The 25,642-nt window shown below is 71.1% G+C and carries 29 protein-coding genes and 1 tRNA gene; 15 read left to right on the top strand and 15 right to left on the bottom strand.

The window, feature by feature from the left end:
* Positions 1-14 precede the first annotated feature (14 nt).
* Together ACRDTB_RS00360 and ACRDTB_RS00355 are read left to right on the top strand one after the other, a co-directional pair.
* A complete protein-coding gene (locus tag ACRDTB_RS00360; RefSeq protein WP_431427779.1) occupies positions 15-1,859 on the top strand; it encodes an ASKHA domain-containing protein in 1,845 nt (614 codons plus the stop codon).
* 55 nt (positions 1,860-1,914) lie between these two features.
* Positions 1,915-2,493, top strand: a complete 579-nt coding sequence (locus ACRDTB_RS00355; protein ID WP_431427778.1) for a DUF1638 domain-containing protein — start codon at positions 1,915-1,917, stop codon at positions 2,491-2,493.
* 19 nt (positions 2,494-2,512) lie between these two features.
* Here ACRDTB_RS00355 and ACRDTB_RS00350 read toward each other — a convergent pair whose 3' ends face one another.
* Positions 2,513-3,322: a methylenetetrahydrofolate reductase gene (locus tag ACRDTB_RS00350; RefSeq protein WP_431427777.1), complete on the bottom strand. Its 810-nt coding sequence runs from the start codon at positions 3,320-3,322 to the stop codon at positions 2,513-2,515.
* Positions 3,323-3,429: 107 nt separating this feature from the next.
* On the opposite strand from ACRDTB_RS00350, the gene ACRDTB_RS00345 reads away from it, so the two are divergent.
* Positions 3,430-4,200 (top strand): IclR family transcriptional regulator, encoded by a 771-nt coding sequence (locus ACRDTB_RS00345; protein WP_431427776.1) that lies wholly within the window; start codon positions 3,430-3,432, stop codon positions 4,198-4,200.
* Positions 4,201-4,360: 160 nt separating this feature from the next.
* On the top strand, positions 4,361-4,651 hold the full coding sequence (locus ACRDTB_RS00340) for a DUF3040 domain-containing protein (protein WP_431427775.1): 291 nt from the start codon (positions 4,361-4,363) through the stop codon (positions 4,649-4,651).
* Here ACRDTB_RS00340 and ACRDTB_RS00335 read toward each other — a convergent pair.
* Positions 4,581-5,492: an alpha/beta hydrolase gene (locus ACRDTB_RS00335; protein ID WP_431427774.1), complete on the bottom strand. Its 912-nt coding sequence runs from the start codon at positions 5,490-5,492 to the stop codon at positions 4,581-4,583. The genes ACRDTB_RS00340 and ACRDTB_RS00335 overlap by 71 nt on opposite strands.
* Before the next feature lie 92 nt (positions 5,493-5,584).
* Here ACRDTB_RS00335 and ACRDTB_RS00330 point away from each other — a divergent pair, with 92 nt between their 5' ends.
* Both ACRDTB_RS00330 and ACRDTB_RS00325 read left to right on the top strand, forming a co-directional pair.
* The gene (locus ACRDTB_RS00330; protein WP_431427773.1) at positions 5,585-6,220 is read left to right on the top strand and encodes a TetR/AcrR family transcriptional regulator; all 636 of its coding nucleotides are present in this window, start codon (positions 5,585-5,587) and stop codon (positions 6,218-6,220) included.
* 66 nt (positions 6,221-6,286) lie between these two features.
* Positions 6,287-7,225, top strand: a complete 939-nt coding sequence (locus tag ACRDTB_RS00325; protein WP_431427772.1) for an NAD-dependent epimerase/dehydratase family protein — start codon at positions 6,287-6,289, stop codon at positions 7,223-7,225.
* 26 nt (positions 7,226-7,251) lie between these two features.
* Here the strand turns inward: ACRDTB_RS00325 and ACRDTB_RS00320 are convergent, their stop codons facing one another.
* The 4 genes from ACRDTB_RS00320 to ACRDTB_RS00305 form a co-directional block, all read right to left on the bottom strand.
* Complete coding sequence (locus tag ACRDTB_RS00320) at positions 7,252-7,500, bottom strand: DUF397 domain-containing protein (protein ID WP_431427771.1); 249 nt, start codon at positions 7,498-7,500, stop codon at positions 7,252-7,254.
* Entirely contained in the window at positions 7,460-8,356 is an 897-nt protein-coding gene (locus ACRDTB_RS00315) for a helix-turn-helix domain-containing protein (protein ID WP_431427770.1), read from the bottom strand. Before ACRDTB_RS00315 ends, ACRDTB_RS00320 begins: the two co-directional genes overlap by 41 nt.
* A gap of 90 nt (positions 8,357-8,446) precedes the next feature.
* Positions 8,447-8,797 (bottom strand): DUF2304 domain-containing protein, encoded by a 351-nt coding sequence (locus ACRDTB_RS00310; RefSeq protein ID WP_431427769.1) that lies wholly within the window; start codon positions 8,795-8,797, stop codon positions 8,447-8,449.
* A 5-nt stretch (positions 8,798-8,802) separates the two neighbouring features.
* Positions 8,803-9,492 carry a glycosyltransferase family 2 protein gene (locus tag ACRDTB_RS00305; RefSeq protein ID WP_431427768.1) on the bottom strand — a complete coding sequence of 230 codons (690 nt, stop codon included), beginning with the start codon at positions 9,490-9,492 and terminating at the stop codon, positions 8,803-8,805.
* Positions 9,493-9,609: 117 nt separating this feature from the next.
* Here ACRDTB_RS00305 and ACRDTB_RS00300 point away from each other — a divergent pair, with 117 nt between their 5' ends.
* From ACRDTB_RS00300 to ACRDTB_RS00290, 3 genes are read left to right on the top strand one after another with little or no spacing between them, the layout of a single operon-like run.
* Complete coding sequence (locus ACRDTB_RS00300) at positions 9,610-10,917, top strand: nucleotide sugar dehydrogenase (protein ID WP_431427767.1); 1,308 nt, start codon at positions 9,610-9,612, stop codon at positions 10,915-10,917.
* Entirely contained in the window at positions 10,914-11,510 is a 597-nt protein-coding gene (locus ACRDTB_RS00295; RefSeq protein WP_431427766.1) for an acyltransferase, read from the top strand. Before ACRDTB_RS00300 ends, ACRDTB_RS00295 begins: the two co-directional genes overlap by 4 nt.
* A 31-nt stretch (positions 11,511-11,541) precedes the next feature.
* Complete coding sequence (locus ACRDTB_RS00290; RefSeq protein ID WP_431427765.1) at positions 11,542-12,198, top strand: hypothetical protein; 657 nt, start codon at positions 11,542-11,544, stop codon at positions 12,196-12,198.
* A 54-nt stretch (positions 12,199-12,252) separates the two neighbouring features.
* On the opposite strand, the gene ACRDTB_RS00285 is transcribed toward ACRDTB_RS00290, so the two are convergent.
* From ACRDTB_RS00285 to ACRDTB_RS00275, 3 genes are all read right to left on the bottom strand, one after another.
* The gene (locus ACRDTB_RS00285) at positions 12,253-13,734 is read right to left on the bottom strand and encodes a lipopolysaccharide biosynthesis protein (protein ID WP_431427764.1); all 1,482 of its coding nucleotides are present in this window, start codon (positions 13,732-13,734) and stop codon (positions 12,253-12,255) included.
* Between the two features lie 2 nt (positions 13,735-13,736).
* The gene (locus ACRDTB_RS00280; protein WP_431427763.1) at positions 13,737-14,723 is read right to left on the bottom strand and encodes a hypothetical protein; all 987 of its coding nucleotides are present in this window, start codon (positions 14,721-14,723) and stop codon (positions 13,737-13,739) included.
* 181 nt (positions 14,724-14,904) lie between these two features.
* Positions 14,905-16,053, bottom strand: coding sequence for a glycosyltransferase (locus tag ACRDTB_RS00275; protein WP_431427762.1), 1,149 nt, complete (start codon positions 16,051-16,053; stop codon positions 14,905-14,907).
* A 211-nt stretch (positions 16,054-16,264) separates the two neighbouring features.
* Here ACRDTB_RS00275 and ACRDTB_RS00270 point away from each other — a divergent pair, with 211 nt between their 5' ends.
* From ACRDTB_RS00270 to ACRDTB_RS00260, 3 genes are read left to right on the top strand one after another with little or no spacing between them, the layout of a single operon-like run.
* A complete protein-coding gene (locus tag ACRDTB_RS00270) occupies positions 16,265-17,368 on the top strand; it encodes a DegT/DnrJ/EryC1/StrS family aminotransferase (RefSeq protein WP_431427761.1) in 1,104 nt (367 codons plus the stop codon).
* A 1-nt stretch (position 17,369) separates the two neighbouring features.
* Complete coding sequence (locus tag ACRDTB_RS00265) at positions 17,370-18,353, top strand: Gfo/Idh/MocA family protein (protein WP_431427760.1); 984 nt, start codon at positions 17,370-17,372, stop codon at positions 18,351-18,353.
* A gap of 4 nt (positions 18,354-18,357) precedes the next feature.
* Positions 18,358-19,512 carry a glycosyltransferase family 4 protein gene (locus tag ACRDTB_RS00260; RefSeq protein WP_431427759.1) on the top strand — a complete coding sequence of 385 codons (1,155 nt, stop codon included), beginning with the start codon at positions 18,358-18,360 and terminating at the stop codon, positions 19,510-19,512.
* 3 nt (positions 19,513-19,515) lie between these two features.
* On the opposite strand, the gene wecB is transcribed toward ACRDTB_RS00260, so the two are convergent.
* From wecB to ACRDTB_RS00240, 4 genes are all read right to left on the bottom strand, one after another.
* A complete protein-coding gene (gene wecB, locus ACRDTB_RS00255) occupies positions 19,516-20,589 on the bottom strand; it encodes a non-hydrolyzing UDP-N-acetylglucosamine 2-epimerase (RefSeq protein ID WP_431427758.1) in 1,074 nt (357 codons plus the stop codon).
* Positions 20,590-20,898: 309 nt separating this feature from the next.
* Complete coding sequence (locus ACRDTB_RS00250; RefSeq protein WP_431427757.1) at positions 20,899-21,087, bottom strand: alpha/beta hydrolase; 189 nt, start codon at positions 21,085-21,087, stop codon at positions 20,899-20,901.
* A gap of 241 nt (positions 21,088-21,328) precedes the next feature.
* Entirely contained in the window at positions 21,329-22,438 is a 1,110-nt protein-coding gene (locus ACRDTB_RS00245; RefSeq protein WP_431427756.1) for a serine hydrolase domain-containing protein, read from the bottom strand.
* 100 nt (positions 22,439-22,538) lie between these two features.
* Positions 22,539-23,126 carry a TetR/AcrR family transcriptional regulator gene (locus tag ACRDTB_RS00240; protein WP_431427755.1) on the bottom strand — a complete coding sequence of 196 codons (588 nt, stop codon included), beginning with the start codon at positions 23,124-23,126 and terminating at the stop codon, positions 22,539-22,541.
* Between the two features lie 70 nt (positions 23,127-23,196).
* Between ACRDTB_RS00240 and ACRDTB_RS00235 the strand changes: the two genes are divergently transcribed.
* The gene (locus ACRDTB_RS00235) at positions 23,197-23,916 is read left to right on the top strand and encodes an SDR family oxidoreductase (protein ID WP_431427754.1); all 720 of its coding nucleotides are present in this window, start codon (positions 23,197-23,199) and stop codon (positions 23,914-23,916) included.
* Between the two features lie 264 nt (positions 23,917-24,180).
* On the opposite strand, the gene ACRDTB_RS00230 is transcribed toward ACRDTB_RS00235, so the two are convergent.
* Both ACRDTB_RS00230 and ACRDTB_RS00225 read right to left on the bottom strand, forming a co-directional pair.
* Positions 24,181-24,254: transfer RNA gene (locus ACRDTB_RS00230), tRNA-Ile, on the bottom strand.
* 80 nt (positions 24,255-24,334) lie between these two features.
* Positions 24,335-24,574 carry a hypothetical protein gene (locus ACRDTB_RS00225; RefSeq protein WP_431427753.1) on the bottom strand — a complete coding sequence of 80 codons (240 nt, stop codon included), beginning with the start codon at positions 24,572-24,574 and terminating at the stop codon, positions 24,335-24,337.
* Positions 24,575-24,720: 146 nt separating this feature from the next.
* On the opposite strand from ACRDTB_RS00225, the gene ACRDTB_RS00220 reads away from it, so the two are divergent.
* Positions 24,721-25,203 (top strand): hypothetical protein, encoded by a 483-nt coding sequence (locus ACRDTB_RS00220; protein WP_431427752.1) that lies wholly within the window; start codon positions 24,721-24,723, stop codon positions 25,201-25,203.
* A 38-nt stretch (positions 25,204-25,241) separates the two neighbouring features.
* On the top strand, positions 25,242-25,637 hold the full coding sequence (locus ACRDTB_RS00215; RefSeq protein WP_431427751.1) for a hypothetical protein: 396 nt from the start codon (positions 25,242-25,244) through the stop codon (positions 25,635-25,637).
* Positions 25,638-25,642: the final 5 nt, after the last annotated feature.

Genomic DNA, 25,642 nt, shown 5'->3' with positions numbered 1-25,642 from the left:
GTTGAGGTGCGGGCATGGCTGACCGGGTTCGGATCTCCTTTTCTCCGAACGATCGTGAGGTCCGGGTGCCGGCCGGGGTGTCGGTGTTCGACGCGGCCAGCTGGCACGGGATCGCCATCGACTCGACCTGTGGCGGGCACGGGACGTGTCGCAAGTGTCGCGTGCGGATCGACGGGCCGGTCGAGGTGTCCACATCGGACCCTCGGGCCTTCTCCTCCGAGGAGCTGGCCGACGGCTGGCGGCTCGCCTGCCTCGCCCGTGCGGAGGCCGACCTCGCGGTCGAGGTGCCCCCGCTGGTCACCCGGCCGAAGGCGGCCATGGTGGGCGTCGGGCGCCAGGTGATCCTGCGCCCCGCCGTGCAGAAGCGATGCGTGACGCTGACCGAGCCGTCGCTCGCCGACCAGCAGTCCGACCTGGAGCGCTTGCTCGCCGCGCTCGACGACCTCGAGCCGACCGTCGACCTGCTGGCCGTACGCAACCTGCCGAAGGCGTTGCGGGACAGCGGCGTCGACCCTGACTTCACGGTGACCGCGGTCGTGGTCGACGACCGGCTGGTCGACGTCGAGCCGGGTGACACCAGCGGGGTGCGCTACGGCATCGCGTTCGACCTCGGCACCACCACGGTCGTGGCCACCCTGCTGGACCTGTCCACCGGCACGCCCGCGGCGGTCCGCTCGATGCTCAACCGCCAGCAGCCGTTCGGCGCGGACGTGATCACCCGCATCAGCGCCACCATGCTCGACCCGTCGGCGCTCGACCGGCTGACCGCGCTCGCCCACGAGACGCTCGCGACCCTGGTCCGCGAGGTGTGCGACGAGGCGGGCGTGGACCCGCTGCGAGTGTACGAGGTGGCGCTCGCGGGCAACGCCACGATGACGCAGCTGGCACTGGGCATCGACCCCGAGCCACTGGGCGTGGCGCCGTTCGTGATGAGCACCCGGACGCTCCCCCGCGTGCTCGCCGCCGACCTCGGCGTGCCCGTGCACCCTGGCGCGCCCGCGTATACGTTCCCCGCGCTCGGCGCGTACGTCGGCGGTGACATCGTGGCCGGGATGCTGGCGTCCGGGATGGACCGGGACAAGCGGCTGCGGCTGTTCGTCGACGTGGGCACGAACTGCGAGATCGTGCTCGGGGACGGCCAGCGACTGCTCGCCACGGCCGCGCCCGCCGGTCCGGCGTTCGAGGGCGCCGCGATCCGCTGCGGCATGCGGGCCGCCGAGGGCGCGGTCGAGGTCGTCAAGATCGACCAGGCCAGCGCCGACCACCCGGTGCGGCTGCAGGTGATCGGCGACGTCGAGCCGCGGGGCCTGTGCGGGTCGGGTCTGGTGGACGCGGTCGCCGAGTTGGTCGCGATCGGACTGCTGGACTCGTCGGGCCGGCTGCTCGCGTTCGACGCGGCGCAGGAGAAGTTCCCGCGGCTCGCGGACCGGCTGTGCGAGGTCGCCGGCGAGCGGGTGTTCGTGTTGCACTGGGACGGTGGCGAGCCCGCGGTCTACCTGTCCCAGCGCGACGTTCGGGAGCTGCAGTTCGCGAAGGCGGCGATCGCCACGGGCTGGCAGCTGCTGGTCGAGGAGCTCGGCGTGCGCGAGTCGGACATCCAGCAGGTGCTGCTCGCGGGGTCCTTCGGCTCGTACCTGTCGCCGGCGAACGCGGTGCGGATCGGGCTGGTGCCGAACATCTCGGTGCTGCGGATCGTGAGCGCGGGCAACGTGGCGGGTGAGGGCGCGAAGATGGCGCTGCTGTCGATGCGCGAGCGGGCCGGGGCGCGAGCGTTGCTGGAGGAGGTGCGCTATGTCGAGCTCTCGGACCGCCCGGACTTCAACGACCGGTTCATCGAGCAGCTCGCCTTCCCGGCCTGAGGCCACGGGATCCATCGCGGAATCCGCGGCGGAATCCACAGCGGGCTCTGTCGCGGTGGTCGCGTGTGGTGCGCTTTCCGCTCACGTCACGGAGATCGCCGCGCGGCGGGGCTGGCCGGTGCACGTCCACCCGCTACCGCCGCTGCTGCACAACCGTCCGGAGCGGATCGCCGCCGCGGTCGAGGCCGCCCTGGACACGCTGGACTCGCTGGGCGCGTACGACCGGCTGGCCGTCGCGTTCGCCGACTGCGGCACGTACGGCGCGTTGGACGAGGTCTGCGCGCGGCGTGGCGTCGCCCGGCTCGGCGGCGCGCACTGCTACGACGTGTTCGCCGGACTCGCCCGCCTCCGCGAGCTGCTGGAGGCCGAGCCGGGCACCTACGTGCTGACCGACTTCCTGGTCCGCTCCTTCCGCCGCACGGTCGTCGCCGAGCTGGGGCTGGACCGGTACCCGTCGCTGCGCGACGACTACTTCCGCAACTACCGCCGCGTCGTCTGGCTCGCGCAGCGGCCCACCGCGGCGCTGCGGGCGCGAGCGGCCGACGCGGCCGAGGTTCTCGGCCTGCCGCTTTCCGTTGTGCCCGTTGGGGACGCGGGCCTGGAGCGGGAGCTGGCCGCGCTCATCGAGACCTGATTCGCTCCGCAAGCTCCGCTCAGGAGAGCAGCCGGGTCCGCCACATCTGCGTCTCCGCCACCTGGTTGAACGTGAACAGGTGCAGCCCCGCGATCCCGGCGTCCGGAGTGGACAGTTCGTCGCCGACCCGGTCGAGCAGCCGTTCCGGCGAGTAGGCGGTCGCGAGGCGGGCGAACCAGATGAGGTGCTTGCCGAGGAACCGGGCCGACTCCGCGACCCCGACCTTGCCGGCCATCGCGAGCAGCTTCGTCCGCTCGACCGGCCCGGCGAGGCCGAGCTGGATCGGCAGGTCCACGCCGCGGCGACGGACCCGGCGAACCCAGCTCGCCAGCGCCTTCGCGTCGAAGCAGAGGTTGCTGACGATGTAGGTGGCGAACGCGCGCTTGTCCCACATGGCCTGCACGGCGATGTCGTCGTCGATAGCGGGGTGGCTCTGCGGGTAGCCGGTGATGCCGACGTGCGCGAAGGGCCGGCCCAGCCGGGTCAGGTCCACGAGCAGCGGCAGGGCGCCGTCGTAGCGGCCCACCGGTGGGTCCGCATCGCCGGCCGGCACGAACACGTCGTCGACCCCGGCCCGCAGCAGCCGGTCGACGATCTCCTTGAGGTGCACGTCGTCCACGACCAGGCGGGCCGTCAGGTGCGGCACGACGCGGTACCCGTGCGCGGCCAGCCTCTCGGCGAGGTCGAGCGTGGGATCGAGTCCCTTGGTGGGCGAGGCGGTGATGGTGACGGCCACGTCCGTCGGCACCGACTCGAGGACGCGGTCCGCGATGGACTTGGTCGGAATGACCTCGTAGCGGACGCTCCGCAACCAGCCAGTGTTGCGCATAGCCAAACTCGATTCGTCATACGCAATAGGGCTGGGGTGAGCGTAACGCTCGTCTCGAACGCGGACAAGGACTCTGGGCCGTTCGCGAGAACGCTTATAGTTTCGCTATGAGCAACAAGGAGGTCGGCGCCGGCGTGCAGTCGGTCGACCGCGCGATCAGCGTCCTGGAGATCCTGGCGCGGCAGGGCGAGGCAGGCGTCAGCGAGGTGGCGGCCGAGATCGCGGTCCACAAGTCGACGGCGTTCCGGCTGCTCAACGCGCTGGAGACGCGCGGGCTGGTGGAGCAGGCCGAGGACCGCGGGAAGTACCGGCTGGGGTTCGGCATCGTGCGGCTGGCGGGCGCGGTCTCCGGCGGCATGGACGTGACGCGGCACAGCCGGCCGGTGTGCGAGCGCCTGGCCCGCGAGTTGGGCGAGACGGTGAACATCGCGGTCGGCGAGGCGCACTACGCGGTGAACCTGGACCAGGTGCGCGGGAACTCGGCGGTCTCGGCGCACAACTGGGTGGGCCGGCTGACCCCGCTGCATGCCACGTCGAGCGGCAAGATCCTGCTGGCCTACCGGAGCGAGAAGCGCCGCATGGAGTTGCTGGCGCACGGGATGGCGCCGTACACCCCGCACACGGTGACGACCCGCAAGCAGCTGGCGGAGCACTTGGCGGCCGTGCACGAGCGCGGCTACGCCGTGGCGACGCAGGAGTACGAGATCGGCCTGAACGCGATGGCCGCCCCGATCCGCGGCCACGACGGCAAGGTCTTCGCCGCGGTGAGCGCCTCGGGCCCGGCGTACCGCCTGACCGAGAGCCTGATGCACGAGCTGGCGCCGGTCCTGGTCGACGGCGCGGACGAGATCAGCCGCCGGCTCGGCCACCTGGGCTGACCGCGCGGATGCACCCGCGACCGCCGGCGACGGGTATGCCTCGTCGTCGGCGACGCCTAGAATTCTTGGGCAGCCAAGGTTTTCCGGTGCGTCTGACGCGGGTATCCACGGCTCACCGGCCCGGGCGGGCCTGCCCGTCCACGTCACGCGTGGAGCCGTCATGCTGAGCCATCACGAAGACCGCGAACTCAAAGCGATCGAGCAGTGGTTCGAGGAGTCCGATCCCGTTCTCACGCGCATGCTCCGCGACCACGACGCGTCTCGGCACCGCCACCTCCCAGCGGCCGCCGCCCGCGTCGCGATCGACATCGTCGGGGCGGCGATGTTCATCGCGGGCGCGGTGCTGTCCCAGCCCATCATCATCGTGATCGGCTTCCTGCTCATCGTCCTGGCGGTGGGCCTGCACCTCGCGACCGGCGGTCCTCGTCGCGAAGAGTGGCCACCGTACTGACCTCGTCGACGATCGCCGGCCACTGCGTGCTCGCCGGGACGTGGCCCATCTCCGGGTAGAGCACGAACCTCGCCCCCGGGATCGCGTCGGCGGTGGCCTTGCCCGCCTTCCAGTGGCACATCCCGTCCAACTTTCCGTGGATGACCACGGCCGGGCAGGTGATCTCGGCGAGTAGGGGACGCCGGTCTCCGGCGGCGAGCAGTGCGGCGGTGTGCCGCAGGTCGCCCCTCGGGTTGAGACCGCGGTCGAACGCGATCCGGCCCGCCTCACGCCAGTGGGCCAGGTCCTCCGGCAGCACCGGCGAGGCCACCGCGCTGAACAGCCTGGCCCACTTCTCCCCATAGTCGTCCCGGTCTCGCGGCTTTCCGCTTATCGCGCGGAACGCCCGCAGCGCGGTCCGCGGCCGGGGCCGGCTCAGCAGGATCGACGAGGATGGGTTCACCGACTGCATCGTCACGCTGCGGACCCGGTCGGGATGCCGGGCGGCGGTCACCTGCGCGATCATCCCGCCGAGCGAGCCGCCCATGAGGTGCCCGCCAGACCAGCCGAGGGCGTCGAACACGGCGATCACGTCGTCGGCCATGTCGGCGAGCGTGTACGCCGGCCGCTGCTTGCGCGGAAGCTTGTCGTACTGGCCCAGGTGCGTGGACGGCCCGGTATCCCGGTTGTCCATTCGCACGACCTGGAAGCCACGCTCGACCAGCGCCCGGCACCACACCTGCGGCCACATCACCAGCTGCCCGCCGGAACCCATGATGAGCAGCAGCGGCGTTCCGGTCGGCGGACCGAACACCTCGTAGGCGATCTCGACCTCGCCGTTGCGCGCCTTCTGGATGCCCATTGGTCACCCCCCTCGACTCCTTTCCAATGCACTGCACTGTAACCCGTAGCGGCAGCCTTTACAATGCGATGCATTGTGAAAAGCTGAGGGCTGTGCCCAAGAAGATCGACCACCACACCCGCCGGCTCGAGCTGACCGAGGCGCTCTGGCGACTCACCCGCCGCGAGGGTTGGGACGCGATCAGCCTGCGCAAGGTGGCGGCCGAGGCGGGCGTTTCGATGGGCATGGTGCAGCACTACTTCACGACGAAGGACGAGATGCTGCGCTTCGCGATCGAGATGATCTCGGAGGACGTCCGCGAACGCATCCGGGCCAGGGTGGCGAAGCTGCCGGAACCGCACACCCCGCGGCGGCTCGTGTGGACGGTGCTTTCCGAGATGATCCCCCGCCCGTCGCGCCGCCGGGAGGAGGTCGAAGCGGCCAACGTCTTCGTGCGTCGGTTTCTGCTCAGCCCGGCCAGCGCCGCGCGGTTCGCCAGGGACGGCGCCGAGCTCAAGCAGGCGATCAAGGACCAGATCATGCTGGCGCGCGGCGGAATCGAGGCCGGATCCGAGGCCGGATCCGAGGCCGAGGCCGAACGCGACGCGGGCGGCCTGATCGCCCTCTTCGACGGCCTGATGTACGAGTTCGCGGCCGGCGTGCTGACCTCGGAGACGGCGCTCGCGACGCTGCGGGCCCAGGTCGAGTTCGTCTTCGGCCCGGCCGAGGACGGCGAGTTGGACGGCTGAGCCGCTGCCGCGCGGCCGGGTGGCCGCCCATACGATGGGACGTCCGCGACCGCGAAGGGAATGTCTGTGCGCGCACTGGTCACCGGCGGTGCCGGGTTCATCGGGTCGACGCTGGTCGACCGGCTCCTCGCCGACGGGCACGAGGTGGCGGTCGTGGACAACCTGTCTCGGGACAGCCTCGCGAACCTCGCCGACGCCAAGGACACCGGCCGGCTCACCGTGCACCGGCTGGACATCAACGACCCCGCGCTGGCCGACGTCGTCGCCGGTGCCGGGCCCGAGGTCGTCTTCCACCTGGCCGCGCAGATCGACGTCCGGCACAGCGTGAGCGACCCCCGCGACGACGCGAACCGCAACGTGCTGGGCACCATCGCGGTGGCCGAGGCGGCGCGCCGGGCCGGCGTGCGCAAGGTCGTCTTCGCGTCGTCCGGCGGCTCGATCTACGGCTCGCCGGAGGACCTGCCGGTCGACGAGACCGCCGCGATCAACCCGAAGTCCCCGTACGGCGCGGGCAAGGTCGCGGGCGAGGTGTACCTCAACGCCTACCGCGAGCTGTACGGCCTGGACTGCACGCACCTCGCGCTCGCCAACGTGTACGGACCGCGGCAGGACCCGCACGGCGAGGCCGGCGTGGTGGCCATCTTCGCGAGCGCGCTGCTGACCGGCCGCGCCACGAAGGTGTTCGGCGACGGCGGCAACACCCGGGACTACGTCTACGTCGGCGACGTGGTGGCCGCGTTCGTGGCGGCGGCCGGCACCGCGGGCGGCGGGCGGCGCTACAACATCGGCACCGGCGTGCAGACCTCCGACCGCGCGCTGCACACGCTCGTGGCCCGCGCCGCGCACGCCCCGGACGAGCCCGAGCCGGCCCCCGCGCGCCTGGGCGACCTGCGTGCCTCGGCCCTGGACGCGACCGCCGCGACCGCCGACCTCGGCTGGCGCCCGGAGGTGGAAATCGCCGAGGGCGTGCGCCGAACCGTGGACTACTTCCGCAAGCTGCTGTAGTGCCAGGAAGGACGCCTTCCGGACGCTCAGTGACCGGAAGGCGTCCTTCCTGGCACTGACCTGCTGGCGAGGAACCGCCGCCAGGACGTCTCGGGGACGTCGAGGACGGGGCCGGTGGCGTTCTTGGAGTCCCGGACCGCCACCCCGGTCACCACGAACGCCACCTCGACACAGTCGCTCTCACCGCCCTGGCTGAAGCTGCTCTTCCGCCATGCGATCTCGACGCAGCTGCTCTCAGCGCCTTCGCTGAAGCTGCTCTTCCTCCACGTGGACATCCGGCGGGCTCCCTCGGTCGTACTCGTCGGCCAGCGCGGCCGCGAACTCCCGAGATTCTCCCGTATCGAGGGCGATCGCCCGCAGTTCGGGCATCAGGTGGCGGTAGTAGTCGCCCACCACATCGCCGTCTTCGATGAACACGCCGGTGAGGAAACCGTCCAGGTAGACCAGCGGCGCGTGCGTGCGGTACTCGAACAACCGGAACGACCCGCCGAACTGCGCCGAGGCCGGAACAACTCGCAGGGTCATGTGCCCGAGCGCGGCCATGAGCACCATGTGGAGCAGCTGCTCGTGCATGACCGTGGCGCTGCCGACCTGAGTCCGGAGTGCCTGCTCGTGCACGAAGAACACGAACTCGGCCGGACGCCGACGGTGGAGGATCGCACGCCGCTCCATCCGGATGCGGAGCGCTTCATCGGCACTCCTGGAGAGGCGCGGGGCGCTTCGCGCGATCCACCCACGTGCGTAGGCGGGTGTCTGCAGCAGGCCGGGCACCACGAACGGCTCGTAGCTGATCGACCGGTCGGCGGTGGCCTCGTGGTAGATCAGCGTGTTGAGCGAGCCCGGCAGCCACTCGCCGTGCGGGCTGAGCCAGTAGCCCTGGTGATGCTCGGCGGTCCGGCAGAGCTGCAGTAAGTCCTTGGCCTGTGGGCGGTACACCCCGCACGCGGCGAGGTAGAAGATCACGTCGACCGTGCCGATGCCGACCCTTCCCGACTCGATCCGGGAGATCTTCGTGCGGTCCCAACCGGTTTCGTCCGCGACCCGCGCGGCCGTGACACCCGCGGCTTCCCGCCGCTTCCGCAGTTCGGCGCCCAACTCGCGATAGCACGCGGTGGCGTTGGCTCGTCCCATGTCCCGCAGGCTACGGCGGCCCGAACGTATTGCCACGCGCGACGCGGGGAGGTCCACCCCAACGGATCAGGTGTGCCGGGTGCGCAACACTTACTTTCCGTCCTGCGCCTCGGCCGGCGGCTCGGCGCCGCGCAGCGCGATGGCGCGGGCGAGCCGGGCGTAGCGCAGCTCCATCTCCTTGAAGCGCAGGTACGTGTTGATCGTGGCGAATCCGAACGCCACCACGATCGCGTAGAGCACCAGGTCGGTGCCGCGGCCGACGCCGACCAGCGCGGCGAGCCGGCTGACCTGGGTCGGCGCCAGCACCGCGAACACGCCGAACACCAGGAACAGGGCGAACCCGATCTTGACGGTGGCGCCGGACCGGCTCGTACCGTGGTGGCGCAGGAAGAAGACCAGGATCAGCACGACGGCCAGGATGAGCAGGTACTGGATCAGCATGGCGGCTACCTCCTGGCGTTCGTCCGCAGCAGGGAGTCGAACAGGATGTTCACTCCGTTGATCAGCGACTGGCCCTTGGCCATGGAGTACTCGGTGTAGAGGATGGTCACCGGCTCCTCCGCCACCCGCCAGTCCTCCCGGGCGACCATCTCGATGATCTGCGACGCGTGCCCCATGCCGTTGAGCGTGATGTTCATGCCCTCGGCGACCGTCCGGTTGAACGCCCGCAGCCCGTTGTGCGCGTCGGTGAGCTTGAGCTTGCGCAGCGCCGGCGAGAGCGCCACGACGGTCTTGAGCACGAACCTCTTGAGGAACGGGATGTGCTCGGCCTCGCCGTGGAACCGGGTGCCCATCACGATGTCGAGCGGCTCGTGGCGCAACCGCTGCACCATCCGCTCGACGTCCTCCACCCGGTGCTGCCCGTCCGCGTCGAAGGTGACGAAGTACTCCGCCCCCGGCTGCGCGCGGGCGTACTCGACGCCGGTCTGGATGGCCGCGCCCTGCCCGAGGTTCACCGGGTGGCGGACCAGATGCGCGCCGCTCTGGCGGATCTGGTCCGCGGAGCGGTCCTTGCTGCCGTCGTCCACGCAGACCACGTTCGGGAACGACCCGCGCACCGCGCGCACGACATCGGCGATGACCGGTGCCTCGTTGTACACCGGTACCACCAGCCACACGTCCCGCTGGTCGCCCACATCGCCTCCAGATGACCTATTGACACCGGACGATTCGCCCTCGCCCGAAGCAGGCTACCGGCGCGCCGGTTCGGGCCTGCCGCCGAGGGCCGGGGAACGGCGATTTAGGCTGCGGGCGTGAAGATCGCAGTCATCGCCCTGGGGAAGATCGGCCTTCCCCTCGCCGTCCAGTTCGCCGACAAGGGCCACGAGGTGGTCGGCGTCGACGTGAACGCCGAGCTCGTCGACCTGGTCAACCGGGCGATCGAGCCGTTCCCCGGCGAGGCGCACCTGCAGGAGAAGCTCACCGAGCTGGTGCCCGCGGGCCGGCTGCGGGCCACCACCGACTACGCCGACGCGGTGCCCGGCGCGGACGCGGTGGTGCTGGTCGTGCCGCTGTTCGTCACTGACACGGCCGACGACGAGGCCCGGCCGGACTTCGGCTGGATGGACGCGGCCACCGAGGAGCTGTCCCGCCACCTGACCGCCGGCTCCCTGGTGTCCTACGAGACCACGCTGCCGGTCGGCACCACGCGCAACCGGTGGAAGCCGATGCTGGAGAAGGGCTCCGGTCTGGTCGAGGGCGCCGACTTCCACCTGGTGTTCTCGCCGGAGCGGGTGCTCACCGGCCGCGTCTTCGCGGACCTGCGCAAGTACCCGAAGCTGATCGGCGGGCTGTCCGCGGCCGGCGCCGAGCGGGCCCGGGAGTTCTACGAGGCGGTGCTGGACTTCGACGACCGCCCCGACCTCGCCCGCGGCAACGGCGTGTGGGACCTCGGCTCGGCGGAGGCCAGCGAGCTGGCGAAGCTCGCCGAGACCACCTACCGCGACGTGAACATCGGTCTGGCCAACCAGTTCGCCCGCTTCGCCGCGACCGCCGGCATCGACGTCTACCAGGTGATCGAGGCGTCGAACTCCCAGCCGTACAGCCATATCCACCAGCCGGGCATCGCGGTCGGCGGGCACTGCATCCCGGTGTACCCGCGGCTGTACCTGTGGAACGACCCGGAGGCGACCGTCGTGCGCGCGGCCCGCGAGGCGAACGCCGGCATGCCGGACTACACGATCGGACTACTCGAGGGCGTGCACGGCGAGCTGTCCGGCCAGCGGGTGGTCGTGCTGGGCGCGGCCTACCGCGGCGGGGTCAAGGAGACCGCGTTCTCCGGGGTGTTCGCGACCGTGGCCGCCCTGCGCGACCGGGGCGCCACCGCGCTGGTGCACGACCCGATGTACACCGACGACGAGCTGCGCGCGTTCGGCTTCGAGCCCTACCACCTCGGCGAGAAGGTGGACGCCGCGGTGGTGCAGGCCAACCACGCCGAGTATGCCGCGCTCGGCCCGGACGACCTGCCCGGCATCGCGACGTTCGTGGACGGCCGCAGGATCAGCTCGGCCGACGCCTGGCCGGGCGTCGCCTACCGCGCGATCGGAAAGGCCTCGGCATGACCTTCGTGGCAGACAGCGCCACCGTCGCGCAGAACGCCAAGCTCGGCGAGGGCACCAAGATCTGGGACCAGGTGCAGGTGCGCGAGGACGCCGAGCTGGGCGTGAACTGCGTCGTCGGCCGGGGCGCGTACATCGGCAGCGGGGTGCGGATCGGCGACAACTGCAAGATCCAGAACCTGGCGCTGGTGTACGAGCCGGCCCGGCTCGCCGACGGCGTGTTCATCGGCCCGGCGGTGGTGCTCACCAACGACACCTACCCGCGCGCGGTGAACCCGGACGGCAGCCTCAAGAGCGCCTCGGACTGGGCGGCCGTCGGCGTGACCATCGCCGAGGGCGCCGCGATCGGCGCGCGCGCGGTGTGCGTGGCGCCCGTGCGGATCGGCGCTTGGGCGACGGTGGCGGCGGGTGCCGTGGTGACCCGGGACGTGCCCGACTACGGGCTCGTGGCGGGTGTGCCGGCGCGCCGGATCGGCTGGGTCGGCAGGGCCGGCGCGCCGCTGCGCCAGGAGGGTGACCGGTGGGTCTGCCCGCGGACGGGCGCGACCTATACCGAGGCCGACGGGGTGCTCAGCGAGGTCCCCGCGACCGAGTGAGCGGCCACCGGCTGCGCTATCGTCCGGGGCCGTGAGCATTCGATCCGTCATGACGACCCTCAGCCGAAACCCGTTGGTGCGCCAGGTGCGCCGGCGAACCTTCCGGAGCACCGCCGACTACTGGGAGAGCCGCTACGCGAAGGGCGGCACGTCCGGTGCCGGTTCCTACGGCAGGCAGGCCGAGTGGAAGGCGGAGGTCGTCAACGGGTGGGTGGCCGAGCTCGGCGTGACCTCCGTGATCGACCTCGGCTGCGGGGACGGCAACCAGCTCACGCTCGCCAAGTACCCCCGCTACCTCGGCCTGGACCCGTCGGAGACCGCGGTGCGCGGGTGCATCGAGCGGTTCCGTGGCGACGACACCAAGAGCTTCCTCGCGTACGACCCGAAGAGCATGGCCGACCCGGCCGGCTGGCTGCGCGCCGACCTCGCGCTCTCCCTGGAGGTCATCTTCCACCTGATCGAGGACGAGATCTTCAACGACTACATGACCCGGCTGTTCGACAGCGCCGAGCGGTACGTGGTCATCTGCAGCAACGACACGGCCGACGACGAGCGGGCGGCGCACGAGCGGCACCGCGACTTCACCAGGTGGATCGAGCGTGAGCGTCCACAGTGGACGTTGGAGAAGCGGGTCGAGCCGCCGGCCGAGGTGGACCTGCAGTCCTCGTTCTTCCTGTACCGCAGGTAACGCCTGGAAGGCGTCCTTCACGGCGCTGAACGTCCGCATGGCGTCCTTCCAGGCCTACCGGCCGCGCCACGGCGACGGGCGCGGGAGCCGGGCCACCTCGGCCCGGTTCAGCACCCACCACACGGCGAGGAACCCGAGCGCGAGCACCGGGTCGAGCGGCAACGGCAGGCCCGCCACGTGCTCGACGACGACCAGCGCCGCGGCCAGCACGAGGCCCAGCCCGACCTTGGCGTACACCATCCCCCACCGGTGGCCGTCCTTGCGCCACACCACGGTGATCGGGATCGTCGCGATCACCACGGCGCCGCACAGGTAGCCGAGCGCGACGCCGGCCAGCCCCAGGTGCGGCGCGACCACGACCCAGATCACCGCGCCCACGAGCATGCCGGTGATGCTCGACGCGGTGTTCACCATCATGCCCCGCTGCGAGCGGCTGTTCAGCGCGTTCACGCTGGCCACGCAGAGGTTCGTGGCCAGCACCGCGGCCGCCAGCACCGGCAGCAGCTTCTCCGCGCCGGCGAACTCCTCACCCCAGATGAGCCCGACGATGAGCCGGCTGCACACCATGATCACGCCGAAGATGGCCACGAGCATCACGGCGAGCCCGCGGGTGGCCCGGTCCGTACGGGCCCGGAAGGCGGCGAAGTCGCGCCGCCCCCACGCCTCCGACATCGACGGCAGCAGCACCAGCGTCAGCGAGGCGGCCAGCAGCGAGGCCGGGGTGGCCAGCGCGATCGCCGAGGCGTACTGGCCGGCCTCCGCGTCGCCGGCGGCGAGCTTCGCCGCGACCTGGGACAGCTGCAGGAACCCGGTGCTGGCGAGCGACCCGATCGCGCCGAGCGCCACGAACCCGTCCAGCTCCCGGCGCAGCTTCCGCTCCGGCCTGCCGCGTGCGCCGTAGGGCCACCCGGCCACCGTGTACAGCCCGTAGGTCGCCACGAGCGGGAGCACGAGCGCGGTGTTGCGCACCCCGGCGAGCAGCAGCACGACCAGGCCGGCCAGGCCGAGCACCACACTGGTCACGTCCCACGCGGTCGCCCGCGGCACCTGGCCCGCGCCGAACTGGACGCCCCTGGTGAAGCTGTAGCCGGAGTACGCGATGGTCAGCGCGGCCACGCACAGGGCGTCCGGCCACGAGCCGGCGTCGATCAGCACCCAGATCGGCACGCTCACCGCGCCGAGCAGGATGCCGGTCTGCATCGTGCGCATCCGCAGATGTGCGGCAGTGGCCCGCGCCTCGCCGGGCTCCTCCGCGCCACGGGCCCGGGCCAGGAACTTCGACGCCGCGCTACCGGTCGTCGTCGGCCAGAGCAGGGCCAGGGTCAGCGACGTGGCGATGGCCGACGCCACCACGCCGAGCACGGACTTGCCCGCGAGGTGGCCGACCAGGAACGCGGTGGCGAACCGCAGCAGCCCTTGCGCGACAAGGCCGACCGTGCTGTAGACGCCACCGCGGGCCAACGAGGTCGAGGTCGGCTCGTCCAGCCGGACCGGGCGCAGCATCCGGACGATCGCGCCCCCCTTCCGCTCGACCACGCTCACCGGCGGGCCGCCACGACGTCGCGGTGCACCGCCGCCACGGTGTCCACCGCGTGCTCGACCCCGTAGTTGTCCTGGACCCACCGCCGCACCTTCTCCGGCTCGTGCGTCTGCGATCCGTCGAGCAGCGCCTCGGTCGCCGCCACCACGTCCTCGACGCTGCCGCCGTGCACCGGGGGCGGGGTATCCGCGTACAGGGGCAGCTCGACCGGCACCACCATCGGCGCGCCCGCGGCCAGCGCCTCGACCTCGCTCACCGCGAGGATCCCCGCCGCCTGACCGACCACGACGTGCGCGCCGGCCAGCAGCTCCAGGTAGGCGGGGTGGTCGCGGCGGGGCAGCAACCGGACGCCGGCCGCCGCCGCGTCGGCCGCGTGCGGTCCCCAGTCGAGGCCGACCACCTCGGCGCGCCCGTCCATCGCCTCGACCAGCGCGGCCGCGGTCCGCAGCTGGATGTCGGTGTTCTTGTCCGCCGTCCACCGGGACGCGAACACCACCCGCGGCGTGCCGTCCAGAGGTGTCCACCGCGGCACGTTCGCCACGTCGACCGGCACCGGCAGGTAGGTCGCGTCCGCGCGGTGCGGCAGCACGTGCTCGGCGAGGTCCGGCGTGGAGAAGAACACGGCCTCGGCGGCGCGCAGGGCGGCGCGGATGCCCTCGCCACGGGCCGGGTCGTACTGGGCGGTGCGCACGTCGGTGCCGTGGCAGTGCAGCACGTAGCGGGGTGCGCCGAGCTTCGCGTGCGCCACGGTCGACGCGGAGTGGACGTGCACGATGTCGTGGCGCCGCGCGAGGAGTCGAAGCCGCGCCACCCACCCGGCGCCGATCAGCGCGCGCCGCGCCCGACCGGTCAGCCCGCGCCACTCCTGCGCGGGAGCAGCCTTGGGCAGGTAGTGCCAGACATACCCGCGCCGCGTCGCCTCCGCGATCATCCGCCGCGCGGTGAACGCGGCCTCGTTCACGTGCAACGCCGAAGGCTGCTCCACGATCACGCCCCGCCCTTCCCCCGCGAGTCCAACACTCCGGACCCGCGAGTCCAACACTCCGGACCCGCGAGTTGCGCGTTCGCGACGCGGTCGGCGCCGCCGACGGCTCCGCGAGTGTCGAACTCGGCGGACGGGAACGTTGGACTCGCGGGTCCGGACGGTTGGACTCGCGAGGTTGGGGTCATGAACGCACTCCGAGCAGGTCGGCGGCGGCGGTGCGGGTCACGGCGGCGTCTTCCACGGAGTTCAGCACCGCGGCCGCCTTGTCGGCGTTCCGCTTGAGCTCGCGCACCCGCGCCACGGTGACCGGGGTGAGCACGTCGACCAGGGCACGCGTGGACGCGTCCGCGGCGATCGCGCCCAGCTCGTGGTCGAGGATGATCCGGTCGGTCTCCGGCGAGGCGCTGAACACGATGCCCAGCCGCGCCTGCACGTAGTCGAAGATCTTGTTCGGCAGCATCAGCCGGTGGTTCGGGGTGAGCGGCGGCAGGCTGAAGATCCCGACGTCGTAGGCGTTCAGCGTGTCCACCAGCTCGGCCGGGCTGACCGGCGGGTGGAGCACGATCCGCTTCTCGTCGCCGATGAGCACGCGCAGGCTGTCCAGGTACTTGCCGCCGTCGCGCGCGGGCACCAGGTACATGTCGAGGGTGAACCGCGCGTCGAGCATGCGAACGGCCTCGATCATCCCCTCGATGTTGCGGCCGGGCACCGCTCCCCCGCTGTGCACGAGCCGGATCCGGTCCTCGGCCACGTCGGTGGGCGGGAGGTCCCGGAACGGGCCGGCGTTGCGCACGGTGCGTGGCGCCGCGCCGAACCGCTCGGCGTACATCGCGCCGATCGAGTCGTTCACCACGGTCACCGCGGCCATCTTCGGCAGGTACTTGCGGCACTGGTAGGTCATGAACGGCTTCACCAGCAGCCGCCAGGACCGCACGTGTGCGCGCTCCTCGGGCGCCCACTCGTGCAGGTCGGCGAGCACCGGCGCGCCGGCGGCGATCCGGTGCGCCACGGCCATGGACCGAGCCTCGTTGGCCACCACCAGGTCGTAGCGGCGGTCACCGACCAGACGCAGCACGTCGCGGATGGCCGGCGCGGTCAGCTCGACCGCGTCATAGCGGCGCAGCGCGAGCAGGGCGACCCCGGCGGGCGTCTGCGGCAGGGACGGCAGGGTCTCGTCGATGCGCAGGTGCTCGGTGGCGCCCGGCGGCCGGTCCCCGTACGCGACCGTGGTGACCTCGCCCAGCTCGGCGAGCACCTCCACCTGCCGCAGGACCCGGGAGTCCCGGTTGATGTCCGAGAAGGAGACGCACAGCACGCGCTTACCCGCCATGGCCGAAGAGCTTAGAGGGCAGCCCCTGGCGGCGAGCGGGTGGACGAGGGCAAATACAGTGGCCCCGACGTTCCGCCGACCGGGGAGAAAGACGCCTCATCGTGAACCGCACCTCAGGGGACCGTGACGAAACCCAGCCACAAGTACGTGATCAAGCCGACCGCTCGCTCGCCAAGGCGACCAACGGCTTGAATTCCGGAGAGGCGGCACAGTGAGCAAGGAGTTCATACCGGCCGCGAAGCCGATCATCGGCGACGAGGAACGGGCGGCGGTCGACGCCGTGCTCCGTTCCGGGATGCTCGCGCAGGGTGGCGAGGTCGCCGCGTTCGAGGAGGAGTTCAGCGCCACGCTGCTCGACGGCCGCCCGGTGGTCGCGGTCAACTCGGGCACCGCCGGCCTGCACCTCGGCCTGCTGGCGGCCGGCGTCGGCCCGGGCGACGAGGTCATCGTGCCCTCGTTCACCTTCGCGGCCACCGCGAACTCCGTCGCGCTCACCGGTGCCACGCCGGTGTTCGCCGACATCGAGCTCGACCACTACTGCCTGGACCCGAACCACGTGGCGAGCCTGATCACCGAGCGCACCAAGGGAATCATGCCGGTGCACCTGTACGGCCACCCGGCGAACATGCCGGCCCTGACCGAGCTCGCCGACTCCCGCAGCCTCGCACTGTACGAGGACGCCGCGCAGGCACACGGAGCGAGCCTGGGTGGCCGCAAGGTCGGCACGTTCGGCGCGTTCGCCATGTTCAGCCTCTACCCGACGAAGAACATGACGTCCGGCGAGGGCGGCATGATCGCGTGCGGCCACACGGATCGCGAGCGCACCCTGCGGCTGCTGCGCAACCAGGGCATGCTGAAGCAGTACGAGAACGAGCTCGTCGGATTCAACGCACGTATGACCAACCTGCACGCGGCGATCGGCCGGGTTCAGCTGGCCAAGGTCGGCGGCTGGACCGAGGCCCGCCAGGCCAACGCGCGGTACTTCGACGCGAACCTCTCCGGCGTCGGCGTGCCCGCGGTGGCCGAGGGCGCGGTGCACGTCTACCACCAGTACACGATCACGGTGCCCGACGACCGGGATGGCTTCGTCACCGCGCTCAAGGAGGAGCACCAGATCGGCTCTGGCGTGTACTACCCGATCCCGAACCACCGGCTGGCTCCGTTCAAGGACACGTCCGCCCGCGAGGAGGACCTGCCGAACACCGAGCGTGCGGCGCGGACCGTCGTGTCGCTGCCGGTGCACCCGTCGCTCGACGACGAGGACCGGGACCGGATCGTGCACGCGGTGAACACGCTGGCGAAGGCGGGTGCGTGAGATGGCGGACCTGCGAGTGGGCCTGATCGGCCTGGGCATGATGGGCCGCCACCACGCGCGCGTCGTACGCGAGGTCGAGGGCATGGAGCTGGTCGCGGTCGCGGACGCCACGGGCGACCCGCACGGCGTGGCCGGCGGGCTCCCGGTGCTCGGCGACGTGCACGAGCTGATCGCCGCCGGCATCGACGCGGCCGTGTGCGCGGTGCCCACCGGCATGCACGAGGAGGTCGGCCTGGCGCTCGCCGAGGCCGGCGTGCACACGCTGATCGAGAAGCCGATCGCGCACAGCGTGTCGGCCGGTGAGCGGCTGGTGAAGGCGTTCGCGGCGCGCGGCGTGATCGGCGCGGTCGGCCACATCGAGCGGTACAACCCGGCGCTGCAGTCGCTGCGCGCGCGGATGGCGAACGGCGACCTCGGCGACATCTACCAGATCGCCACCCGCCGCCAGGGCCCGTTCCCGGCCCGCATCGCGGACGTCGGCGTGGTGAAGGACCTGGCCACGCACGACATCGACCTGACGGCGTGGCTCGCGCAGTCGACGTACCTTGCGGTATCCGCCCAGGTCGCGCTGCGCTCGGGCCGGCCACACGAGGATCTCGTCGCCGCCACCGGCAAGCTCGCCAACGGCACGGTGACCAACCACCTGGTGAACTGGCTGTCCCCCATGAAGGAGCGGGTCACGGTCGTGACCGGCGAGAAGGGCGCGTTCGTCGCGGACACCCTGACCGCAGACCTCACCTTCTACGCCAACGGCGTGATCAACACCGAGTGGGACTCGGTGGCCAACTTCCGCGGCGTGTCCGAGGGCGACGTGACCCGGTTCGCCATCCAGAAGCGTGAGCCGCTGCGCACCGAGCACGAGAAGTTCCGCGACGCGATCCTGGGGCGGACCACGGAGATCGTGACGTTGCAGGAGGGCCAGAACACGCTGGTGACCGCCGAGCAGCTGCTGTCCACCGCGGCCTCCGCGTCGCTGGAGGCCTGAGGGCATGAAGGTCGTCGTGGTGACCCGGTTGTTCGCGCCGGAGGTCGCGGCTGCCGCGTTCCGGCTCAAGGCGCTCGCCGACGGCCTGGCGGCCGCCGGGCACCAGGTAACCGTGCTGACCACGAAGCCGCCGAAGAACGCGGGCACGCAGGAGTTCGCCGACTACACGGTCAAGCGCTGGCCGGTGCTGCGCGACGCGGGCGGCAACGTGCGCGGCTACGTGCAGTACGCCAGCTACGACTTCCCGATGGTCGCGCGGCTGCTCGTGAGGTCGGCGGACGTGGTGATCTCCGAGCCGCCGCCGACCACGGGCACGTTGGCCGCACTGGTCTGCCTGGTGCGCCGCAAACCGCTGTACTACTACGCCGCCGACATCTGGTCCGACGCGCTCGTCGCGATCAACGCGCCGAAGTACGTGTCGGGCCTGATGCGCGCGTTCGAGAAGTTCGCGCTGCGCCGGGCTCGCGGGGTCGTGGCCGTGTCCGACGGCGTGGCCGAGCGGGCCCGCGCGCTCGGCGCCCGCAACGTCGAGGTCGTCGCGAACGGCGTGGACACCGCTCAGTTCCATCCCGTCGACTCCCCCGCGCCGGACGAGTCGTACTTCGTCTACACGGGAACGATGTCGGAGTGGCAGGGCTCGGACGTGTTCGTACGTGCGATGTCGATCGTGCTGGAGAAGCACCCGAAAGCCCGGCTGCGGTTCTTCGGACAGGGCTCCGCCGAGCCGGCTCTGCGCACGCTGGCCGCGTCGCTCGCACCGGACGCGGTGGAGTTCGGCGGCGTGGTGCCACCCGCGGAGGCCGCGCGCTGGATCAGCGGGGCGACCGGGGCGCTCGTCAGCATCGTGCCGGGCCAGGGCTACGACTTCGCCAAGCCGACGAAGATCTACGCCGCGGCCGCGTGCGGTACGCCGGTGCTGTTCGCCGGCGTCGGCGCCAGCGTCACGCTCGTCGAGGACAACGGGCTGGGCCGGGTCGCCGAGCACACGCCGGAGTCCGTTGCCGCGCAGATGATCGCGATGCTGGACGGCGACCGCCCGGACGGCGCACCGCTCGTGGAATGGGTGCGGGACAACGCATCCCTGGCCACCACCGGCAAGCTGGCCGCGGAGTGGATCACGCAGGACGTCACGCCAGGAAGGACGCCTTCCGGACGCTGAGCGTCAGGAAGGCGTCCTTCCTGGCGTGCGGAGCAGGGCGTCCACCGCGGCCCGTGCGGCGTGGCCGTCGCCGTAGGGCGTCGCGTCGGTGACCGGCGGGTGGGGCCGCTCCACCTTCCCCGGCAGCGCGGCGAAGTCGGAGTTCACCAGGACGTTCCAGCCCAGCTCGACGGTCTCCACCCACTCCGTCTCCGAACGCAGCGTCGTGCACGGCACCCGCAGCAGGAACGCCTCCTTCTGCAGCCCGCCGGAGTCGGTGATCACCCCGGCGCTGTGCATCGCGGCGTTCACCAGCTGCGGGTAGCCCACCGGGTCGGACACCACGATCGACCCGGCACCCAGCTCGATGCCGTGCCGCTGCGCGAAGCCACGCAGCCGCGGGTGCGCCAGCAGCACGACCGGCTTGCCGACCTTCGCGATGGCGTCCACGATCGCGCGCAGCCGCTCGGGATCGTCGGTGTTGTCCGGCCGGTGGATCGTGGCCACGTAGAACTCGCCGGGCTCCACCGGCGCGGTCAGCTCCAGCGGGGTGCCGGCCACCTTGTCGCGCGTCTCGAACAGCACGTCGGTCATCACGTCGCCGACCAGCACGCTGCGCGCGGCGAGGCCCTCGGTGGCCAGGTGGTCCATCGCCACCTGGGTGGGCGCGAGCAGCAGGTCGGCGGCGTGGTCGGTGAGCACCCGGTTGTGCTCCTCGGGCATCCGCCGGTTGAACGAGCGCAGCCCCGCCTCCAGGTGCGCAACCGGGACGTGCAGCTTCACGGCGGCCAGCGCGGCGGCGAGGGTGGAGTTGGTGTCGCCGTACACCAGCACCCAGTCGGGCGCGGCGTCCTCGACGATCTTCTCCAGCCCCGCCAGCATCGCGCCGGTCTGCTCGCCGTGCTTCCCCGAGCCGATGCCGAGGTTCACGTCCGGCTCGGGGATGCCCAGGTCGCTGAAGAACGTGCCGCTCATGTTGTGGTCGTAATGCTGACCCGTGTGGGCGATCAGATGCTCCGCCCGCCCCCGCATGGCGCGCGCGATCGGCGCCAGCTTGACGAACTGGGGACGCGCTCCCACAACACTCAGCACTCGCACGGCGCGCGAGTCTATCGATGCGCCGCACGTCCGCCCGGCTCAGCCCGGCTTCCGGCCCCAGGTGCGGTTCGCCGCGACGCTCGCCGCGCGAACGCCGTTGACCGGCTCATCCGTACAGCCAGCGGCCCAGCAGGCGGGTGAGTCCCGGCATGACGACCCAGGTCATCACGGCGGCGAGGACGGACAAGACAAGGGCCAAGCAGCTCGGCATCGGTAGACGACACGTACTCGCCGCTTCCACGGTGAGCTGGTCGTACCCCCACTTCGTGGGCCATGGCCGCGACCAGCACGACGCCGACGTACGGCCCGTCACGGTCGACATCGTGCTGGCTGCAGGAGGCGCAGCAGGTTCACCGCGCCCAGGCTGTGTCCGACCAGGACGGTGTCGCGGGGGTCGGTCACCTCGGCGGTCACGGCCTCGAGCCAGTGCTCGGGCCGCGGCGCCTCCGCCTGGTCGGGCGAGCCTGCGTACTCGTGGGAGATGACGACGCGGGTCATCGGACCCTGACCATCGAGAAGATCGCCGCGCGCTCCGGCGTCGCCAGATCGCGACCTGGATGTCGGCCACACAGTCGATCTGATCTTCGGTCCGTTCTGGTACCGGTTGCTCGTCGAGCACGAGCCAATCGATCCTGACCACGCGTCCGCCCACATGACCCGGTTGCTAAGGGACTCCACGCAAACGCGAAGGCGCGAGGTCAAACGACGAACCGAAGTGTGATTCGCCGGCTGGTCCCGCTCAGCACAGGGCTGACTCCACCGCGTTGCGCAAGTCGGCCGGGCCGCCATCCCGCAGGTGCCCGTTGGCCACGGCGAACGCCGAGCGGCCGTCTTCCGTGGCGGCGGTGAACGAGTCGAAGCCGGGCATGTTGCCGGCATGTCCCCATGCCACGCCGCCGCAGGAAAGGGGAATCTCCCGGATCCCGAGACCGTAGTCGGGCCCTTCGGCGGGCACCGTCGTCCGCATCTGAGCGAGCAGATCCGGGCGTAGCACGTTGCCCGCCAGCAGTGCGCGCACGAAACGCGTCAGGTCCGGGCCGGTGGACACCATCGACGCCGCGGCCCCCGGCAGGCTGGGTTCGAGCTCGGTCACGTCCGCGACCGGCTGACCGGGGAACGCGTAGTAGCCGTGCGCGTGCGGGCCCCGGATCTGTTTCTGGCCGGCCTCCGGGTACGTGGTCTGCCACAGGCCGAGCGGCCGGATGAGCCGATCGGTGATCTCCGCGCCGATATCGTCACCGGTCACGTGTTCGACCAACATGCCGAGCACGATATAGCCGGTGTTGGAGTACCCCCAATCGGTGCCCGGTTCGAACAGTGGCGGGTGGCTCAGCCCGATGCGCACCAGCTCCTCCGGCCGCCACGAGTGGTTGTTCGCATCCGGGTCGGCCAGCACATCCGCGATGTAGTCGGCCATCCCGCTGGTGTGCTGCAACAACTGCCGCACGGTGATCGTGTCACCGTCATACCCGTTGCCCCGCACCAAACCCGGCAGATACTCCTCGATCGGCGCGTCCAACCGCACCCTGCCCTCACCGACCAGCCGCAACACCACCGCGGAGACGAACATCTTGGTGTTACTGGCTACCCGCACCTGGTCCCACGGACGGATCGGCTTGTCGGCACCCAGCTTTCCGGTGCCGCTGGTGACCGTCCAGCTCCCGTGGTCGTCGCCGGCGAAGACCATCGCGCCGGGAACTCCATGCGCGGTGAAGCCGTCCACGATCGCCTGGGTGTCGGCGTGTCCGCCGCGCGGTGCCGCGGTGACCGTCCCGGCGGTCAGGCAGCCGAAACCGGCGGCCAGCGCCAGCGAACCGGCGACCAGGCGCCAAGTTCTTCCTGCGTGCATCGCACGATCCCCCTACGTGAGTTGTGATCACGCGGAACGGTACGGACGAGATCGACACCTCAACAGCCAGCAGGCCCCCGGACACGGACTGCAGGTAGCCCTACTCGCCCGGCCGGAGCAGGCGGGCGATCGCGTCGGTTATCTCCCGTGCCAACGTCGCGTTGACGGGCGCGTGCTGGCTGAGCAGCCGATACCACATCGTGCCGAAGGCGAAATCGACGACGAGGTCGAGTGGCACGTTCTCGATCAGCTCTCCGGAATCCACCCCGGCGCGCAGAACGGCGCGCAGCGCGGCGCGCCGAGGGCCGATCACCGTGGTTTGCAGGCGCCGGGACAGCTCGGGATCGCGCTGGGCGTCGGACATCAGGCCGACCAGCGCCGCCCCGGTGATCTCCTGCGTCAGCCGGAACGTCACGGCGAGCAGGTTCTCGACGTCGCGCATCGGGTCGCCGGTCTCCTTGACCAGCCGGGGCAGCTCCCGCTCGCGGAGGTCGATGAGCGCGTCCATGAGGATCTGGGCCTTGTCCGGCCACCAGCGGTAGACGGTCTGCCGCCCGACGCCGGCCTCGTCGGCAATGGCCTTGATCGTGAGCTGCTGGTAGCCGTCCCGCTCGCACAAGCGAAACGCGGTGTCCAGGATGGCGCGCCGCGCTTCATGGCTGCGGGGACGACCTCGGGTTCCGACCATCCGACCACTTTACAAGACACCATGCCTCGAAATACATTAACGAGACACCGTGATCTGTAAAGGAGACAGCATGACTGAGCGAGTGGTGATCGTCGGCGGCACATCCGGCATCGGCCTGGCCACGGCGCAGCGGATGGTGGACGCCGGCCGCGAGGTGGTCGTGACCGGCCGCGATGCCGACCGGCTGGCCGCCGCACTGGACCAACTCGGCAAGTCGGCCAGCGGACACGCGCTCGACGCACGCGACCCGGATACCGTCGACGCCCTGTTCGCCGAGTTCGGCACGGTCGATCACGTCGTGGTGACCGCGACCGGCCGCCCCGGGTTGACGCCGTTCCTCGACCTGACCGTCGACGACTTCCGCGAGGGCGTGGAGACCAAGCTGCTCCCGCACGCCACCACCGCACGGGCCGCGCATCGCGTGCTGCGACCAGGCGGCTCGCTGACCTTCGTCACCGCCGCATCGGCCGGCGGCTCGATGCCGGCGACCGCGAAACCGGCGGCGGTGAACGCGGCCATCGAGGCGATGGTGCCGGTGCTGGCGGTGGAGCTGGCGCCGCTGCGCGTCAACGCCGTCTCCCCGGGCGTGATCGACACCGGCTGGTGGGACTTCCTGGACGCACGAGCGCGTGAGGCGACGTTCGCGCAGATCGCCGCGGGCCTCCCGGTCGGCCGCATCGGCACAGCCGCCGACATCGCCTCGGCGATCGCGTTCCTGGCCGACAACACGTTCACCACGGGCGTGGTACTGCGCGTCGACGGCGGCGGACGGCTCTCCTCCGCCGCCTGACCACGTCGACCTGTCTCATCATCGTTCAGGACGTAGCGCGGCGCGGTCGATCTTGCCGCTCGCCGCGCGTGGAAGGGTCTGGTGGGCGTGGTAGCGGCTCGGGACCAGGTGCGTCGGCAGCCGTTCGGTCAGATGAACGCGGAGCCCGGCGAGCGCGCCGCGGGCGACCGTGTGTACCTCCAGGATGGGTTCGCCGAGGCGGTTGGTGCCTATGGTGACCGCGCACTCCAGGACGCAAGAGATAGAGCTGAGAGGTGGGGCTAGTGGGGCGGGTGGGGCTCGAACCCACGGCCAAAGGATTATGAGTCCTCTGCTCTAACCGACTGAGCTACCGCCCCAGGGAGAGCGCCACGACGAACCCGATCGTGGCAGATCTTGCCTACGGGGCAAACCTACATTGCCCGGTGGGTTCGGCGCGTCAGGCCCCGTCGGCGACGAGCTGGGTGTACGGGATGCCGTCGCCGTACTTCGCGGTGACCTTGCAGATCACGCGGATCCGGCCGGGCCGCATCGGGTCGATGCCGTTCACCGCGTTGCGGAGGGTGCCCTCGGGAAACGAGTCCTCACCGATGGCACTGCACTCCGCGGCCAGGCGCGCTATGGACCAGTTGCGCTCCTCGAGCCACCCCCGGATCCGGTCGCGGTTGAGCTTCGGCATATCACGAGTCTGCGGTACTCTGCGGGATCTGTCAAACCGGGTCACCAGCATGAATGACCGTACTGCGGAAGTCTGCGGACTTCAGGCTCGGCATGCAGGACGAACATGGGCTGGCGTTCTGCGGAACTCTGCGGCATTCTGCTCGTGTGTCGAACCTGCGAACCGCCAACTACTCCGAGGACGCCCGCAAACGCCTGGGCGACGCCGTGGCGCAGGCGCGCCGGGCCGCCGGCCACAAATGGCGGACGACCTTCATCAAGGAGGCCGCGATCGGCGTCCGCAGCCTCGAGGCCGTGGAGGCCCACGAGCCCACGGTCGGCGTCGACGTCCTGGAGCGGATCGGCCGCGCCCTCGGCCGCCACTTCCGCGACTGGAACGCCGACACCCCGCGGACGATCCTGGAGGGCGGCCCGCTCCCCGCGCTCGACCCCGTCCCGCGCGACACGCTGGACATCCGCTGGGCCGCGAAGGAGGAGCTGGCCACGCTCCTGGAGTCCGGAGTGGACGCTCTCGCCTTCTCCCGCAAGGTGCGCCACTGGCAACGGCGCTTCGAGGAGGAGGGCTTCACCGAGCAGGAGCTGCACGAGGTGATCAAACAGGCGGAGGACGAGGCCGACGCGTCGCCGTGAGGTCGAGTGGCGCCAAGGAGCAGCGGAGGGGATCTCCCATGACCAGGTACGTGATCGGTCCGGACGTGGCCATTCGCCTGGCTCACGACCAGGCCGAGATTGCCGGCGAACACCAGCTCCTGGCCCCGACGCTGCTTCGCTCGCAGACGCTGTCGCTGCTCTACCAGCAAGTACACCGCGGCGAGACGACCAAGAAGGACGCCGAGCAACGACTCAACTACATCCGCGGGCTGCGGATTCGGCTGCTCGGGGACCGTGTCCTTCAGGCCGTCGCGTGGCAGGTCGCCGACCAGCTCGGGTGGCCCGATACGTTCGTCGCCGAGTACGTCGCCCTGACCCAGCTCCAGGCAGACGCGTTGATCACGCTCGATGAGCAACTCGCCCATACCGTGCGGAAGCTGGTGACGGTCGCACCCATCGACGTGCTGTCCTGAGCGCG

The organism is Actinophytocola sp. (assembly GCF_050699935.1).
Taxonomy (GTDB): Bacteria; Actinomycetota; Actinomycetes; order Mycobacteriales; family Pseudonocardiaceae; genus Actinophytocola.
This window is presented reverse-complemented; position numbering and strand designations above follow the sequence as displayed.

Coding starts and splice junctions, on each gene's coding strand:
- ACRDTB_RS00360 (WP_431427779.1), top strand. CDS start 15: ATGGCTGACCGGGTTCGGATCTCCTTTTCTCCGAACGATCGTGAGGTC.
- ACRDTB_RS00350 (WP_431427777.1), bottom strand. CDS start 3,322: ATGCGCAACACTGGCTGGTTGCGGAGCGTCCGCTACGAGGTCATTCCG.
- ACRDTB_RS00345 (WP_431427776.1), top strand. CDS start 3,430: ATGAGCAACAAGGAGGTCGGCGCCGGCGTGCAGTCGGTCGACCGCGCG.
- ACRDTB_RS00340 (WP_431427775.1), top strand. CDS start 4,361: ATGCTGAGCCATCACGAAGACCGCGAACTCAAAGCGATCGAGCAGTGG.
- ACRDTB_RS00335 (WP_431427774.1), bottom strand. CDS start 5,492: ATGGGCATCCAGAAGGCGCGCAACGGCGAGGTCGAGATCGCCTACGAG.
- ACRDTB_RS00320 (WP_431427771.1), bottom strand. CDS start 7,500: ATGTCCACGTGGAGGAAGAGCAGCTTCAGCGAAGGCGCTGAGAGCAGC.
- ACRDTB_RS00315 (WP_431427770.1), bottom strand. CDS start 8,356: ATGGGACGAGCCAACGCCACCGCGTGCTATCGCGAGTTGGGCGCCGAA.
- ACRDTB_RS00310 (WP_431427769.1), bottom strand. CDS start 8,797: ATGCTGATCCAGTACCTGCTCATCCTGGCCGTCGTGCTGATCCTGGTC.
- ACRDTB_RS00295 (WP_431427766.1), top strand. CDS start 10,914: ATGACCTTCGTGGCAGACAGCGCCACCGTCGCGCAGAACGCCAAGCTC.
- ACRDTB_RS00275 (WP_431427762.1), bottom strand. CDS start 16,053: ATGGCGGGTAAGCGCGTGCTGTGCGTCTCCTTCTCGGACATCAACCGG.
- ACRDTB_RS00265 (WP_431427760.1), top strand. CDS start 17,370: ATGGCGGACCTGCGAGTGGGCCTGATCGGCCTGGGCATGATGGGCCGC.
- ACRDTB_RS00260 (WP_431427759.1), top strand. CDS start 18,358: ATGAAGGTCGTCGTGGTGACCCGGTTGTTCGCGCCGGAGGTCGCGGCT.
- ACRDTB_RS00250 (WP_431427757.1), bottom strand. CDS start 21,087: ATGACCCGCGTCGTCATCTCCCACGAGTACGCAGGCTCGCCCGACCAG.
- ACRDTB_RS00245 (WP_431427756.1), bottom strand. CDS start 22,438: ATGCACGCAGGAAGAACTTGGCGCCTGGTCGCCGGTTCGCTGGCGCTG.
- ACRDTB_RS00240 (WP_431427755.1), bottom strand. CDS start 23,126: ATGGTCGGAACCCGAGGTCGTCCCCGCAGCCATGAAGCGCGGCGCGCC.
- ACRDTB_RS00235 (WP_431427754.1), top strand. CDS start 23,197: ATGACTGAGCGAGTGGTGATCGTCGGCGGCACATCCGGCATCGGCCTG.
- ACRDTB_RS00225 (WP_431427753.1), bottom strand. CDS start 24,574: ATGCCGAAGCTCAACCGCGACCGGATCCGGGGGTGGCTCGAGGAGCGC.
- ACRDTB_RS00215 (WP_431427751.1), top strand. CDS start 25,242: ATGACCAGGTACGTGATCGGTCCGGACGTGGCCATTCGCCTGGCTCAC.